This window comes from Pseudomonas sp. 910_23, from assembly GCF_052850795.1.
Map to the genome: position 1 here is coordinate 319,145 of NZ_VXCZ01000002.1, position 14,768 is coordinate 333,912.

The following is a 14,768-nucleotide window of genomic DNA, read 5'->3' on the forward strand; positions in this document are numbered from 1 at the left end:
CTAAATAACCTGCTCAAGCATCCACTTCACAAATTCCCTGACCTTCGGCACCTCCGCCGAATGCTCCGGATAAGCCAGGTAATACGCATCCTGGCTCGGCATCGCATGTTGCCAGGGAATCACCAGCTTGCCCTCGGCCAATTCCTCTTCCACCAGAAAGCGCGGTAACAGCGCCACGCCACAACCCACTTGCGCGGCCCGAATGCACATATAGAAGGTGTCGAACCGCGGCCCGTGGTAGCTGTGCTCGGTGTGGAAGCCCTGGCTGGCGAACCAGTCATGCCAGCCCTGGGGCCGCGAGGCGTTTTGCAGCAACACCAGGTCGCTCAGTTGCGTGGGATCGGTGAAAGGCTGCGCCGGCAGGCTCTCCGGCGCGCATACCGGCACCAGCTCTTCACTGAACAGCTTCAGGCTCTCGGTACCCGGGCGTGCGCCCTGGCCGAAATAGAACGCCATGTCAGCCTTGCCTTGCAGCAGCTCGTCCGGCTGCTGTTCGTTGCACAGGTCCAGGTGGATCTGCGGGTGACGCAGGCGCCAACCCTTGAGGCGCGGCACCAGCCAGCGCGCGCCGAAGGTATAGGGCGTGGACACGCGCAGCACCTCGGTCTCGCCTCCGTAGGAGCGCAGGTAATGGGTAGACATCTCCACCTGGGTGAGGATCTTGCGCACTTCCACCAGGTACAGATCGCCCGCCGGGGTCATCTGCAAGCGGCGGCGTACCCGGCGAAACAGCAGGTGCTGCAACAACTCTTCCAACTGCGCCACCTGTTTGCTCACGGCGCTTTGTGTGAGGTTCAGCTCTTCGGCGGCGCGGGTGAAGCTCAGGTGGCGGGTGGCGGCTTCGAAGCACTGCAGAGCGGTGATCGACGGCAAATGTCTTTTGTTCAGCACGGCTTGCCTCTTTTTATTCTTTGCATGAATAAACGGAATGATATCTCGCCTAATCGTCGTTTGTTGGCAAGTCTTGGGCCAGCTACAAATAGGGCCAGGATCGCCGTGCGTATTGCGGCGCGAATTTTTGTATGCAGATTGAAGGAGTGACCCATGGTTGCCGCATTGCTTGATCGTCTCGGGGTAAACCCGGCGCTGTACCAGGCGGGCAAACAGCCCGTGCATTCGCCGATTGATGGCAGCCGTATCGGCAGTGTGCACTGGGAAGGCGCCGCCGAGGTGGAGCAACAGGTCAGTCGTGCCGAGCATGCATTTGAGGCTTGGCGCAAAGTGCCGGCGCCGCGGCGTGGCGAGCTGGTGCGCCAGTTTGGCGATTTACTGCGCCAATACAAGGCCGACCTGGGCGAACTGGTCTCCTGGGAAGCCGGCAAGATCACCCAGGAAGGCTTGGGTGAAGTCCAGGAAATGATCGACATCTGCGACTTCGCCGTGGGCCTGTCCCGACAGTTGTACGGCTTGACCATCGCCTCCGAGCGCCCAGGCCACCATATGCGTGAAACCTGGCACCCGCTGGGCGTGGTCGGGGTGATCAGCGCCTTCAACTTCCCGGTGGCCGTATGGGCCTGGAACACCGCGCTGGCATTGGTGTGCGGCAACGCAGTGATCTGGAAACCCTCTGAAAAGACCCCGCTCACCGCCCTGGCGTGCCAGGCGCTGTTCGAGCGCGTATTGAGCAAGTTTGATGATGCTCCCGAGTACCTGAGCCAGGTGATCATCGGCGGCCGCGACGCCGGCGCCGCGCTGGTGGACGACCCGCGTGTGGCCCTGATCAGTGCCACCGGCAGTACGCGCATGGGCCGCGAAGTGGCGCCGAAAGTCGCGGCGCGCTTCGCCCGTAGCATTCTTGAGCTGGGTGGCAACAACGCGATGATCCTCGGCCCAAGCGCCGATCTGGACATGGCCGTGCGCGCCATCCTGTTCAGCGCCGTCGGCACTGCCGGCCAACGCTGCACCACCTTGCGCCGGCTGATCGCCCATGAATCGGTCAAGGAGGACATCGTCACCCGCCTCAAGGCTGCCTACTCCAAGGTGCGCATCGGCCACCCGCTGGAAGGCAACCTGATCGGCCCGCTGATCGACAAGCAGGGTTTTGACAACATGCAGGACGCCCTGGAGCAAGCCTTGAGCGAAGGCGGCAAGGTGTTCGGCGGCAAGCGCCAACTGCAAGACACATTCCCCAACGCTTACTACGTCTCGCCGGCAATTGTGGAAATGCCCGAGCAAAGCGACGTGGTGTGTACGGAAACCTTCGCGCCGATTCTCTACGTGGTCGGCTACACCGACTTCGCCGAAGCCCTGCGCTTGAACAACGCGGTGCCACAGGGGCTGTCGTCATGCATCTTCACCACGGATGTGCGTGAAGCCGAGCAATTCATGTCGGCGGTGGGCAGTGATTGCGGGATTGCCAACGTCAATATCGGCCCGAGCGGCGCGGAGATCGGGGGAGCCTTTGGCGGTGAAAAAGAGACTGGCGGCGGGCGAGAGTCGGGTTCGGATGCGTGGCGCGGGTATATGCGCCGCCAGACCAATACCGTGAACTACTCGCTGGAATTGCCTCTGGCCCAAGGCATTACCTTCGACTGAGCCCTCGCCTCGAAGTGAGATCAAAATGTGGGAGGGGGGCTTGCTCCCGATAGCAGTGTTTCAGTCAGCAAATCTGTAGCTGACCCACCGCTATCGGGAGCAAGTCGAATCGTCGCACCGCCCCTCCCACATTTGATCAGATTTTCAATTCTGAAAAGTTGTTTGTTAGGTCTCATCGGAGTCTGGCAATGGCACTACGCGAAACATGTTTATGGGAACACCTCACCCCCGGCCGGCCGGATCGTGCCGCGCTCAGGGGCGCGCTCAAGGTGGATGTCTGCGTGATCGGTGCCGGTATCACCGGTTTGTCGGCGGCCATTCATTTGCTGGAGCAGGGTAAAAGCGTTGCCGTGCTGGAGGCCCATCGCACCGGCCATGGCGGTTCGGGGCGTAACGTCGGGTTGGTCAATGCCGGCATGTGGATCCCGCCAGACGAGATCGAAGCCGGGTTCGGCACGGCGGTTGGCAGCCAGCTCAACCGCATGTTGGGCGCAGCGCCGGCCCTGGTATTCGGCCTGATCGACAAATACAAGATCGATTGCCAATTGCGCCGCGAGGGCACCTTGCACATGGCCCACAACGCCCGTGGCGAGGCGGATTTGCGCAGTCGTGAAGAGCAATGGAAGCGCCGTGGTGCGCCGGTCGAATTGCTCACCGGGCAGGCGTGTGAGCAAGCCACCGGCACCCAAAAAATCTCCGCCGCCTTGCTCGATCGACGGGCCGGCACCCTGAACCCCATGGCCTACACCACGGGCTTGGCGAATGCCGCCGCAGCGCTGGGCGGGCAGTTGTTTGACCATTCCCCGGTCACCCAGCTTGAGCGCCAAGGTGCCGATTGGTCGGTGCAGACCGCCGAGGGCGCGGTGCAGGCCGCTCAGGTGGTGATCGCCTCTAACGCCTACACCGAAGGCGAATGGACCGAGTTGCGGCGCAATTTTTTCCCCGGCTATTACTATCAGGTGGCGTCAGCGCCGCTGACCGATGATGCCGCCCGGCAAATCCTCCCCGGTGGCCAGGGCTCGTGGGATACGCGCCAGGTACTGAGCAGCATCCGTCGCGATGCCGATGGCCGTCTGTTGCTTGGCAGCCTGGGCAATGGCAACCAGAAACCTGCCTGGTTCCTCAAGGCGTGGGCCGATCGGGTGCAGCAGCACTACTTCCCGTATCTCAAATCGGTGCAGTGGGAATACACCTGGACCGGCTGCATCGCGTTTACCCCAGACCATCTGATGCGCCTGTTCGAACCCGCCCCTGGCCTGGTCGCAGTCACCGGCTATAACGGGCGCGGTGTGACCACCGGCAGTGTGGTCGGCAAGGCGTTTGCCGACTATCTGTGTCACCAGAATCCCCAGGCCTTGCCGATCCCCTTTGCACCGATGCAGCCACTGGCGGGTGCAGGTCTGCGCAGTTGCCTGTATGAAGCAGGATTCTCGCTGTATCACGCCGGGCAATGTCTGAGGATCGTGATCTGATCAGCGAAATACCGCTCAAAAGCCTGCGTTTTCTTAGCAGGCTACCCATCTGTATTGGTGCAAGGCGTAGCAATCACGCACTGTAAATGTGCAGTTCCGTTACGCACGTTGTTACAGGTGTAGGAACTGTCGTTTATCCCTCTGGTTGCAGCTGCGACCTGGCGGGGTTGTACTTTTTTGGTTCGTTGGTTGCACCTATCGAGGCTAGACGGTTGCACGTCCTGGCAAAAGGCGTCGAAACGCCTGTAATAACAATGACACCGTGTCTTTTTGAAGAATAAAAAAGTAATGGCACGCGGCTTGCTCTGAGCTTTCAGTGAAAAGTTTGAATGCAAGTTGTCGTGCCAAAAATCAAAAATATCGGAGCACCACTCATGTCCCAGACGTTTTACAAGAAAGGTTTTCTGGCCCTCGCCGTTGCAGCGGCGCTGGGTGTTTCTACGTTTGTTCAAGCTGATGTGAAAATTGGTGTGGCGGGCCCGATGACGGGTGCCAACGCCGCTTTCGGTGAGCAGTACATGAAGGGTGCCCAGGCGGCAGCCGACGTTATCAACAAGGCCGGCGGCATCAACGGCGAGCAGATCAAGCTGATTGCCGGCGATGACGCCTGCGAACCCAAGCAAGCCGTGGCCGTGGCCAACCGCCTGGCGGACCAGGACAAGGTGATCGGTGTGGTCGGGCACTTCTGCTCGTCCAACACCATCCCGGCGTCTGAGGTCTACGACGAAGCCGGCATCATCGCCATCACCCCAGGCTCCACCAATCCACAGGTCACCGAGCGCGGCCTGGGCGCCATGTTCCGTATGTGCGGGCGTGACGACCAGCAAGGCATCGTCGCCGGCGACTACATCGTCGATGTGCTCAAGGGCAAGAAAGTCGCGGTGATCAACGACAAGGACACCTACGGCAAAGGCCTGGCCGACGCCACCGCTGCGCAGTTGACCAAGCGTGGCGTCAAGCCGGTGCTGGAAGAGGGCCTGACCCGTGGCGAGAAAGACTTCAGCGCCCTGGTCACCAAGATCCGCTCCCTGGGCGCCGACGTCGTGTACTTCGGCGGCTTGCATCCAGAGGCCGGCCCATTGGTGCGCCAGATCCGTGAAGCGGGCCTCAAAGACGTCAAGTTCATGTCCGATGACGGCGTAGTGACCGACGAACTGGTGGCGACCGCCGGTGGTGCGCAGTACGTCGATGGCGTCTACATGACCTTCGGCGCCGACCCGCGCCTGTTGCCGGACAGCAAGACCGTGGTGGAAGAGTTCCGCAAAAACGGCACCGAGCCTGAAGGCTACACCCTGTATGCCTACGCCTCGATCCAGGCCCTGGCCGCGGGCTTCAACGGTGCCAAGTCCAACAAGGGCGAAGACGCGGCCAAGTGGCTCAAGGCCAACCCCGTGCAGACGGTAATGGGCAAGAAGGAATGGGACGGCAAAGGTGACCTGAAAGTCTCTGACTATGTGGTTTACCAGTGGGACAAGGACGGTAAGTACCATCAGCTGGAAAAACAGAAGTAAGGCTGAGCACCACAGTTCCAATGTGGGAGGGGGCTTGCTCCCGATAGCGCAGTGTCAGCCAACACATGCATGACTGACCCACCGAAATCGGGAGCAAGCCCCCTCCTACAGGGGAACGGTGTTGTTATTGAGATCTGTTTTTTCCTCCAGAAGCGCCGCACACCCACCGGTGTGCAGGTGCTCACCGCGTGAGATTGCGTTATGGATGGTATTTTCCTGCAGCAACTGGTCAACGGCCTGACCCTCGGGTCGGTCTATGGCCTGATCGCCATCGGCTACACAATGGTCTATGGCATCATTGGCATGATCAACTTCGCCCACGGCGAGGTTTATATGATTTCCGCTTACCTCGCGGCGATCAGTCTGGCACTGCTGGCTTACTTCGGCATCGAATCCTTCCCGCTGCTCATTCTCGGCACCTTGATCTTCACCGTGGTCGTCACCGGCGTGTACGGTTGGGTCATTGAACGGGTCGCCTATAAACCGTTGCGCAACTCCACCCGACTGGCTCCGCTGATCAGCGCCATCGGCATCTCGCTGATCCTGCAGAACTACGCACAGATCGCCCAGGGCGCCAAGCAACAAGGTATCCCGACCCTGCTGGCCGGCGCCTGGCGCGTCGATATCGGCACTGGCTTCGTGCAACTGACCTACACCAAAGTGTTCATCCTCGTGGCGGCATTCGCCGGCATGGCGTTGCTCACCTACATCATCAAGTACACCAAGCTGGGTCGCATGTGCCGCGCCACCCAGCAAGACCGCAAGATGGCCTCGATCCTGGGCATCAACACCGACCGGGTGATCTCCTACGTGTTCGTCATCGGCGCGGCCATGGCTGCCCTGGCCGGCGTGCTTATCACCCTCAACTACGGCACCTTCGACTTCTATGCCGGCTTCATCATCGGTATCAAGGCGTTTACCGCGGCGGTACTCGGCGGCATCGGCTCCCTGCCTGGGGCGATGCTGGGCGGGATCATCCTTGGTATCTCCGAGTCGCTGTTCTCGGGGTTGATCAACTCTGACTACAAAGACGTGTTCAGTTTCTCCCTGCTGGTGGTGATTCTGATTTTCCGTCCCCAGGGCCTGCTTGGTCGCCCACTCGTGGCGAAGGTGTAAACATGTCTGCTGCCAAATCTATCGATATCAAGAAAAGTGTGGTCGATACGGTCCTCGCCGGGCTGATTTCGCTGATCGTGTTCGGGCCCATCGTCGGCGTAGTGCTCGACGGCTACAGCTTCAACCTGGAGCCGCTGCGCGTTGCCACGTTGGTCGCCATCGTCATGGCCGGCCGTTTTGCCCTCAGCCTGTTCCTGCAAACCCCCAAGGGCGTGAAGATTCTGCAGGGTTTTGAAAGCAGCGGCTCGGGTGTGCACGTGCTGCCACCGGACTACAAATCGCGGTTGCGCTGGATCATCCCGGCGTTGATCGTGATCGCCATCGTGTTCCCGATCTTCGCCAACAAATACCTGCTGACCGTGGTGATTCTCGGGCTGATCTACGTGTTGCTCGGCCTGGGCCTGAACATCGTGGTGGGCCTGGCCGGCCTGCTCGACCTGGGTTACGTGGCGTTCTATGCCATCGGTGCCTACGGCCTGGCGCTGGGTTATCAATACCTCGGCCTGGGGTTCTGGACGGTGCTGCCGCTGGCGGCAATCGCGGCGGCACTGGCGGGGTGCATACTCGGCTTCCCGGTGCTGCGAATGCACGGTGACTACCTGGCCATCGTGACCCTGGGCTTTGGTGAAATCATCCGCCTGGTGCTCAACAACTGGCTGTCATTCACCGGCGGCCCCAACGGTATGCCGGTGCCTTCGCCGACGTTCCTGGGCCTTGAGTTCGGCAAGCGTGCCAAAGATGGCGGCATCCCGTTCCACGAGTTCTTCGGCATCGATTACAACCCCAACATCAAGTTCATGTTCATCTACATCGTGCTGTTTCTGGTGGTGCTGGCCGTGCTGTACATCAAGCATCGCCTCACGCGTATGCCAGTCGGTCGTGCTTGGGAAGCCTTGCGTGAAGATGAAATCGCCTGCCGCTCCATGGGCCTGAACCACGTGCTGGTCAAGCTCTCGGCGTTCACCATCGGCGCTTCAACCGCAGGTTTGGCCGGGGTGTTCTTTGCCAGTTACCAGGGCTTCGTCAACCCGTCGTCGTTTACCTTCTTCGAGTCGGCTTTGATCCTCGCCATCGTGGTGTTGGGCGGCATGGGCTCGACGGTCGGAGTGGTGATTGCGGCATTCGTGCTGACCGTGGCGCCTGAATTGCTGCGCAGCTTCTCCGAATACCGTGTGCTGCTGTTTGGCGTGTTGATGGTGGTGATGATGATCTGGAGACCGCGTGGCTTGATTCGGATCAGCCGCACCGGTGTGACGCCACGCAAGGGGGTAGCGCCATGAGCAAGGAAGTCGTGCTATCTGTCGAACACCTGATGATGCACTTCGGTGGCATCAAGGCCCTGAGCGATGTCAGCCTCAAGGTCGAACGCAACTCGATATTTGCCCTGATCGGCCCCAATGGCGCCGGCAAAACCACGGTGTTCAACTGCCTCACCGGCTTTTACAAAGCCAGCGGCGGCAAGATCGAACTCAACGTGCGCGGCAAGCAAACCAACGTCATCCAGTTGTTGGGTGAGCGCTTTGAGGCCACCGACTTCGTGTCGCCCAAAAGCTTCCTCAGCCGCGTGTACTACAAGATGTTCGGCGGCACCCACCTGGTAAACCGCGCCGGCCTGGCACGGACCTTCCAGAACATTCGCCTGTTCAAGGAAATGTCGGTGCTGGAAAACCTGCTGGTGGCCCAGCACATGTGGGTCAACCGCAACATGCTCGCGGGCATCCTCAATACCAAGGGCTACCGCAAGGCTGAAAGTGATGCACTGGACTGTGCGTTCTACTGGCTGGAGGTTGTGGACCTGGTGGACTGCGCCAACCGCCTGGCTGGCGAGCTCTCCTACGGCCAGCAGCGCCGCCTGGAGATCGCCCGCGCCATGTGCACGCGGCCGCAGATCATCTGCCTGGACGAACCGGCAGCGGGCCTCAACCCTCAGGAAACCGAAGCCCTCAGCGCGATGATTCGCCTGCTGCGCGACGAACACGACCTCACGGTGGTGCTGATCGAACACGACATGGGCATGGTGATGAGTATTTCCGACCACATTGTGGTGCTGGACCACGGCAACGTGATCGCCGAAGGCGGCCCCGACGCGATCCGCAACGACCCGAAAGTGATCGCCGCCTACCTGGGCGCGGACGAAGAGGAGTTGGTATGAGCGCACCTATCCTCGAAATGAAGGACCTGGACGTGTTCTACGGCCCGATCCAGGCGTTGAAGAAAGTCTCGCTGCACATCAACGAAGGCGAAACCGTCAGCCTGATCGGCTCCAACGGCGCGGGAAAGTCCACGCTGCTGATGTCGATCTTCGGCCAGCCTCGGGCCGAGTCGGGGCAGATTCTGTACAACGGCGTCGACATTACCCACAAGTCGTCCCACTACATCGCCTCCAACGGCATTGCGCAGTCGCCGGAAGGGCGGCGGGTGTTCCCCGACATGACCGTCGAGGAAAACCTGCTGATGGGCACCATCCCCATTGGCGACAAGTTTGCCAGCGAGGATATGCAACGCATGTTCGAGCTGTTCCCCAGGCTCAAGGAGCGGCGTAACCAGCGGGCCATGACCATGTCCGGCGGCGAGCAGCAAATGCTCGCCATCGCTCGTGCGCTGATGAGCCGGCCCAAACTGTTGCTGCTCGACGAGCCAAGCCTGGGACTGGCGCCGATTGTGGTGAAGCAGATCTTTTCTACCCTGCGCGAGCTGGCGTCTACCGGGATGACCATCTTCCTGGTGGAGCAGAACGCCAACCATGCGCTGCGCTTGTCGGATCGGGCGTATGTGATGGTCAATGGCGAGATTCGCCTGACGGGCACCGGTAAAGAGCTGCTGGTGAACGAGGAAGTGCGCAACGCCTATCTCGGTGGTCACTAACTGGTACTCAGTACCCTGTGGGAGGGGGCTTGCTCCCGATAGCGGTGTGTCAGTTTAAGAAGTGCTGACTGACAAATCGCTATCGGGAGCAAGCCCCCTCCCACATTTGATTGTGTGGTCCATCAGGCCTTTCTCCAAATTGTGGAAAACAAATCCAGCCCACCTCCAAAGCGCGACATATAGCCGCCGCAAATCCCTGTTTTGTCACAGTTTTGACTTGTCCCCATCCACTGTGGAAGCGGCTGTGGGTAACGTGGGTGTACTTGGCTGAAAGCCTTTGAATACGGGGCCTGTAGCGTTGTGGTTGTTTTTTGATCGGCGGCTTTTTCTCGACCCTCTACCGGCTTTGTCAACCTGTTTAAAGACACAGGTATATGACCGGAATATGTCCATCCAGCCTGTGGATAAGTCTGTGACTAAACTCTGGAAAGACGCCCGCAGGGGCCGGAATGACTGGCCTGAAGCCATCGTTGTGTCTTTCCGGATTTTTCAGTGGCTACATACGCCCCGGCCAAGGTCAAGCAAAAAACTTTCTAAAACCGCCTGCAAGCCTTGTACACAGTGGCTTCGAGCGATTTGCACTTGCCCCCAAAGACTGTGGGCGCAGTTGTGGATAACCTGCGCGCATATGGCTGCAGGCCACGGTTTATAAGGCTTTGCTTGGGGTGGTTAAAAAATGCACAGTTGCGTGTGAAGTTACGTGCGTAGCGGTTGCCGCAACGGCGGCGGAAGGGCATTCTGCTGGCAACTTTTTTCCCCGATGCACTCAAGGAGAACACCATGTCCGACACGCTATTCATTACTGGCGCTACTTCAGGTTTCGGCGAAGCCTGTGCCCGTCGTTTTGCCGAAGCCGGCTGGAAACTGGTGCTCACCGGTCGTCGTGCCGAGCGCTTGAATGCCTTGGTCGAAGAACTTTCCAGGCAGACCGAAGTGCATGGCCTGGTGGTGGATGTGCGCGATCGCAAAGGCATGGAGGAGGCCATCGCCAACTTGCCGCCGTCGTTCGCCAAACTGCGTGGCCTGATCAACAACGCTGGCCTGGCCGTGGGCACTGATCCGGCCCCCAAGTGCGACCTCGACGACTGGGAAACCATGGTCGACACCAATATCAAGGGCCTGCTGACCACTACCAACCTGCTGCTGCCGCGCCTGATTGCTCATGGCCGTGGTGCGGGGATCATCAACCTGGGTTCCATCGCCGGTAACTACCCGTACCCCGGCAGCCATGTGTATGGCGGCTCCAAGGCGTTCGTAAAGCAGTTCTCGTTGAACCTGCGTTGCGACCTGCAAGGCACTGGCGTGCGTGTGACCAACATCGAGCCAGGCCTTTGCGAGAGCGAGTTCTCGCTGGTGCGCTTTGGCGGTGACCAGGCGCGTTATGACGCCACCTACGCAGGTGCCGAGCCGATTCAGCCTCAGGATATTGCCGATACGATTTTCTGGGTGATGAATACGCCGGCGCACGTGAATATCAACCGGTTGGAGCTGATGCCTGTGAGCCAGACCTGGGCTGGGTTTGCGATTGAGCGGGGGGCCAAATAGGGCCTTAGACCGCGTCGCCTGCATCGGGGGCAAGCCCCCTCCCACATTGATCGGGTTCGCAGATCAAGTGTGGGAGGGGGCTTGCCCCGATAGCGGTAAATCGGCCAAAAACAGGCCATAAGGTACACTCCACTCCTGAAAACCCCACCGCACTGTGCGGTTTAAAGGTTTTGACGGGAGGAAATGTGAGTAACCGAGGTGAGCAGGCACTGCTCAAACAATCGACCATCCTGATGTTCGCCGTGGCGATCGCCGGGATTGTCACGGGTGTCATATCCGGCGCCCAATCCATTTTATTCGACGGCTTTTTCTCGCTGATCGCCACCGCCATCAAGGTGCTGATGCTGATCACGGCCAAGCTGATCGCCAAGAAAAGCAACGAGCGCTTCCAGTTCGGCTATTGGCACCTGGAACCGATGGTGCTGTTGATCGAAGGCAGTTTCCTGCTGCTGATCGCCATCTATGCGTTCCTCAATGGCGTGTTCGGCATCATTAATGGCGGGCGCGAGATCGAGTTGGGGTTAGTGATCATTTATGCGGCGGTGTTTACCGTCGTGGAGTTCGCCTACTTCTTTTACGTGCGCTACCGCAACCGCACGCTTAAATCGTCGCTGATCCAGTTCGACAACATCAGTTGGCTGGTAGATGCGATGCTTTCAGTGGGCTTGCTGATCAGCTTTCTGGCCGCACTGTTGCTCAAGTCCCAGGGTTATGGCGAATGGGCGGTGTATGTCGACCCGCTGATTTTGATCCTGCTGGCCCTGAGTATGCTGGCGCCAGCGTTCAAGATCCTGCGCCCGGCGTTGCGTGAAGTGCTGGGGATCGCGCCGGATCACCTGGACGATAAAGTACGCGAAGTGATGGATGCGGCGCAGGCCAGGCATGGTTTCGATGACTACGTGTCCTATGTGCAGAAGCACGGGCGGGCGCGGTTTATCGAGATTCATGTAGTGCTGCCGGCCGATTACCCAGTGGATAAGGTCGCGACCCTCGACAGGTTGCGCGAAGAGATATCCACAGGGCTGGGCACGCCGGATGCGGCGCGTTGGTTGACGATCAGTTTTACCGGGGATCGCAAGTGGATTGCGTGATGGGCTGTTAGACCGAGGTGAGGCTATCGGGAGCAAGCCCCCTCCCACATTAGGACGATTTTCAGCATGAAAACGCGGACAAGTGTGGGAGGGGGCTTGCCCCCGATGAGGCCCTGAGGGTTACCCAAACTGCTTGATCAAACCCTGGTAGCAAGTCGCCAAGTGATAGGGCGTGGTAGAAGGCATATCCCGCCGGCTCACCTTACCGTCGGCATCCAGGCATTCATGCCAGCCCTTTGCATGCAGAAAACGCTGTTGCAGCGCCAGCAATTGACGTTGCAGCACCGTCTCGCTGCCGGGACGCAAGGTCAGTGCTCGCAGGTATTCCGCCTGGGCCCAGATGCGCTGAGTGCCGTCGCGCACCGTGCCATCGAGTGCCAACATGCCACTGACCGCACCGCTTAACTTATCCACACCCTTTTGCTCGGCATAGGCAAACGCCCGTGTCAGTGATGCATGCAGCGGCGTGCCGCGCAGCACCTCTGAGGATTCCAGCAAAAAGAACCATTCGAACTGGTGCCCTGGCTCAAACCAGTTATCCACAGCGCCCAGCGGTTTCTCCAGCATCACGCCGTGCTCGCGGTCGATGAAGCGTTGCTGCATGGCCGTCGCCAGTGCCAGCAGTGCCGCTTGTACCTGCGCGTCCTCGCGTACCGCGAGGGTGGCGAGGAAGCCCTCGGCCAAGTGCATCAGCGGGTTTTGCAACGGGCCGGATTTCAGCGAGGCCCAGTTGCGCTCAAGTACCGCCTCATACAAGCCATCGCCTGTGGCAAAGCGTTGAGCCACAACTTCCAGTGCGGCGTTGAGCACTGACTCCACCAAGGGTTCACGCACCTTGGCCCAGTAATGGGCACAGGCAAAGATGATGAACGCGTGGGTGTAGAGGTCCTTGCGCTTGTCCAGCGGTTGGCCGGCCGGGTCGATGCTGTAGAACCAGCCGCCGTGCTCGGCATCATGGAAGTGCCGCTGCAGGGAGCGGAACAGCGCCGCCGCCCGTTCATCGGCAAAGGCCGCACCTGGCTCGCCGATCAGGCTGGCGAACAGGTACAGCTGCCGGGCGCACGCCATGGCGCGATAGCGTTGTGGGGGCAATGGTTGATGATCGGCATCCAGTGCCTCAAAGGGCAGTGCGAGGTCGGCATTCCAACCCGGACCTTGCCAGAGGGGCACGATCAGGTCATGGAAGTGCGTGAGCACAGGCGTCAGGGAAGAGGGGGAAGCGATGGGCATTGGCTGGCGTCGTCACGGCAGGGGTGTTTGCCGCGCATGGTAGCAGGCTTGGGATCGGTGGTGTTTGTACTGGCACTATCGCGGGCAAGCCCGCTCCCACATTTTTGAAGTGTGAACCCTCTCAAATGTGGGAGCTGGCTTGCCTGCGATGAGGTCCTTGCAGTCGCTGACGATCAGCCTGCCAACAACCACACCCCAGTCGCTGCCGAAGCCGCCCCGGCCACCCGCACCAAGGGTGCTGCAGCCGCTGGCAAAAAGCGCACCACTGCATAACCGGCGGCATGCAACGCCGCGGTCGCACCCACAAACCCAATGGCATACGCCCAAGGGCTGGTCATGTCCGGCAGTTCAAGGCCATGGGCCACGCCGTGAAACAACGCAAACAATGCCGTGGCGCCCACCGCCATGAACAGCGGCGGCCGCACCGCCAGTGCCACGGCCAGGCCCAGGGCGAGCACCGAAGCGGCAATCCCGCTTTCCAGCGCCGGCAATTGCAGCCCTTCAAAACCCAACACCCCGCCGATCAGCATGGTGCCGACGAAGGTGCATGGCAGTGCCCAGCGCGCGACGCCTTTCTGTTGGGCCGCCCACAGGCCGACCGCAACCATGGCCAGCAAGTGATCGAGGCCGCCCAAGGGATGGCTGATGCCGGCCACCAGGCCATTGTCGCCGTGGCCAGGGTGCGCGAAGGCCAGGGCAGGGGCCAGCAGCAGCGCGGCAGCGGTGAAGAGTTTGTTGAGGCTCATGGACAGGTTCCTTATGGGTTGATCAGGCGGCGGTCAGCAAGCCCTGGCGTTCGATGAAGGCGACGATGTCGTCCAGGCCGACTCCGGTTTTCTGGTTGCTGAACACAAAGGGTTTGCCGTTGCGCATCCGCTGGGTGTCGCTGTTCATCAACTCCAGCGAGGCGCCCACCAGCGGGGCCAGGTCGATCTTGTTGATCACCAGCAAGTCGGATTTGCAAATACCGGGCCCGCCTTTGCGTGGCAGCTTGTCACCAGCGGACACATCGATCACGTAAATGGTCAGGTCTGAGAGTTCCGGGCTGAAGGTGGCCGACAGGTTGTCGCCGCCGGACTCCACCAGGATCAGGTCCAGGCCGGGAAAGCGGCGGTTGAGCTGGTCCACGGCCTCAAGGTTGATCGAAGCATCTTCGCGAATCGCCGTGTGCGGGCAGCCGCCGGTCTCCACGCCGATGATGCGCTCCGGTGCCAGCGCCTTGTTACGTACCAGAAAGTCGGCGTCTTCGCGGGTATAGATGTCGTTGGTGACCACCGCCAGGTTATAGCGATCACGCAGCGCCAGGCACAGGGCCAGGGTCAGGGCGGTCTTGCCGGAGCCCACCGGGCCGCCGATTCCGACGCGCAGGGGTTGTGTGTTCATGTGCTTCTCCACAATAAAAA

Annotated in this window: 13 protein-coding genes; 9 read left to right on the forward strand and 4 right to left on the reverse strand. The window is 60.2% G+C overall.

Annotation, left to right across the window (positions count from 1 at the left end):
* On the reverse strand, positions 1-891 hold the full coding sequence (locus tag FW800_RS03540; protein WP_078820151.1) for a LysR family transcriptional regulator: 891 nt from the start codon (positions 889-891) through the stop codon (positions 1-3).
* 153 nt (positions 892-1,044) lie between these two features.
* Here FW800_RS03540 and amaB point away from each other — a divergent pair, with 153 nt between their 5' ends.
* From amaB to FW800_RS03585, 9 genes are all read left to right on the forward strand, one after another.
* The gene (gene amaB / locus FW800_RS03545) at positions 1,045-2,535 is read left to right on the forward strand and encodes an L-piperidine-6-carboxylate dehydrogenase (protein ID WP_446436978.1); all 1,491 of its coding nucleotides are present in this window, start codon (positions 1,045-1,047) and stop codon (positions 2,533-2,535) included.
* 188 nt (positions 2,536-2,723) lie between these two features.
* Entirely contained in the window at positions 2,724-4,007 is a 1,284-nt protein-coding gene (gene amaA / locus FW800_RS03550) for an L-pipecolate oxidase (RefSeq protein WP_446436979.1), read from the forward strand.
* A 374-nt stretch (positions 4,008-4,381) separates the two neighbouring features.
* Positions 4,382-5,518, forward strand: coding sequence for a branched-chain amino acid ABC transporter substrate-binding protein (locus tag FW800_RS03555; protein ID WP_078820153.1), 1,137 nt, complete (start codon positions 4,382-4,384; stop codon positions 5,516-5,518).
* 201 nt (positions 5,519-5,719) lie between these two features.
* Positions 5,720-6,634, forward strand: coding sequence for an ABC transporter permease subunit (locus FW800_RS03560; RefSeq protein WP_003188099.1), 915 nt, complete (start codon positions 5,720-5,722; stop codon positions 6,632-6,634).
* Between the two features lie 2 nt (positions 6,635-6,636).
* A complete protein-coding gene (gene livM, locus FW800_RS03565) occupies positions 6,637-7,914 on the forward strand; it encodes a high-affinity branched-chain amino acid ABC transporter permease LivM (RefSeq protein ID WP_005784284.1) in 1,278 nt (425 codons plus the stop codon).
* Complete coding sequence (locus FW800_RS03570; RefSeq protein WP_005784285.1) at positions 7,911-8,786, forward strand: ABC transporter ATP-binding protein; 876 nt, start codon at positions 7,911-7,913, stop codon at positions 8,784-8,786. The genes livM and FW800_RS03570 overlap by 4 nt, the downstream gene beginning before the upstream one ends.
* On the forward strand, positions 8,783-9,499 hold the full coding sequence (locus FW800_RS03575; protein WP_005784287.1) for an ABC transporter ATP-binding protein: 717 nt from the start codon (positions 8,783-8,785) through the stop codon (positions 9,497-9,499). Before FW800_RS03570 ends, FW800_RS03575 begins: the two co-directional genes overlap by 4 nt.
* 780 nt (positions 9,500-10,279) lie before the next feature.
* On the forward strand, positions 10,280-11,044 hold the full coding sequence (locus tag FW800_RS03580) for an SDR family oxidoreductase (protein WP_032878165.1): 765 nt from the start codon (positions 10,280-10,282) through the stop codon (positions 11,042-11,044).
* Between the two features lie 185 nt (positions 11,045-11,229).
* Positions 11,230-12,135 (forward strand): cation diffusion facilitator family transporter, encoded by a 906-nt coding sequence (locus FW800_RS03585; protein ID WP_005784289.1) that lies wholly within the window; start codon positions 11,230-11,232, stop codon positions 12,133-12,135.
* Between the two features lie 120 nt (positions 12,136-12,255).
* Here the strand turns inward: FW800_RS03585 and FW800_RS03590 are convergent, their stop codons facing one another.
* The 3 genes from FW800_RS03590 to ureG form a co-directional block, all read right to left on the reverse strand.
* Complete coding sequence (locus FW800_RS03590) at positions 12,256-13,365, reverse strand: AGE family epimerase/isomerase (RefSeq protein ID WP_248161127.1); 1,110 nt, start codon at positions 13,363-13,365, stop codon at positions 12,256-12,258.
* A gap of 173 nt (positions 13,366-13,538) precedes the next feature.
* Complete coding sequence (locus tag FW800_RS03595) at positions 13,539-14,111, reverse strand: HupE/UreJ family protein (RefSeq protein WP_446436980.1); 573 nt, start codon at positions 14,109-14,111, stop codon at positions 13,539-13,541.
* Between the two features lie 22 nt (positions 14,112-14,133).
* On the reverse strand, positions 14,134-14,748 hold the full coding sequence (gene ureG, locus FW800_RS03600; RefSeq protein ID WP_005784294.1) for an urease accessory protein UreG: 615 nt from the start codon (positions 14,746-14,748) through the stop codon (positions 14,134-14,136).
* Positions 14,749-14,768 lie beyond the last annotated feature (20 nt).

Coding starts and splice junctions, on each gene's coding strand:
- amaB (WP_446436978.1), top strand. CDS start 1,045: ATGGTTGCCGCATTGCTTGATCGTCTCGGGGTAAACCCGGCGCTGTAC.
- amaA (WP_446436979.1), top strand. CDS start 2,724: ATGGCACTACGCGAAACATGTTTATGGGAACACCTCACCCCCGGCCGG.
- FW800_RS03555 (WP_078820153.1), top strand. CDS start 4,382: ATGTCCCAGACGTTTTACAAGAAAGGTTTTCTGGCCCTCGCCGTTGCA.
- FW800_RS03560 (WP_003188099.1), top strand. CDS start 5,720: ATGGATGGTATTTTCCTGCAGCAACTGGTCAACGGCCTGACCCTCGGG.
- livM (WP_005784284.1), top strand. CDS start 6,637: ATGTCTGCTGCCAAATCTATCGATATCAAGAAAAGTGTGGTCGATACG.
- FW800_RS03570 (WP_005784285.1), top strand. CDS start 7,911: ATGAGCAAGGAAGTCGTGCTATCTGTCGAACACCTGATGATGCACTTC.
- FW800_RS03575 (WP_005784287.1), top strand. CDS start 8,783: ATGAGCGCACCTATCCTCGAAATGAAGGACCTGGACGTGTTCTACGGC.
- FW800_RS03580 (WP_032878165.1), top strand. CDS start 10,280: ATGTCCGACACGCTATTCATTACTGGCGCTACTTCAGGTTTCGGCGAA.
- FW800_RS03590 (WP_248161127.1), bottom strand. CDS start 13,365: ATGCCCATCGCTTCCCCCTCTTCCCTGACGCCTGTGCTCACGCACTTC.
- FW800_RS03595 (WP_446436980.1), bottom strand. CDS start 14,111: ATGAGCCTCAACAAACTCTTCACCGCTGCCGCGCTGCTGCTGGCCCCT.
- ureG (WP_005784294.1), bottom strand. CDS start 14,748: ATGAACACACAACCCCTGCGCGTCGGAATCGGCGGCCCGGTGGGCTCC.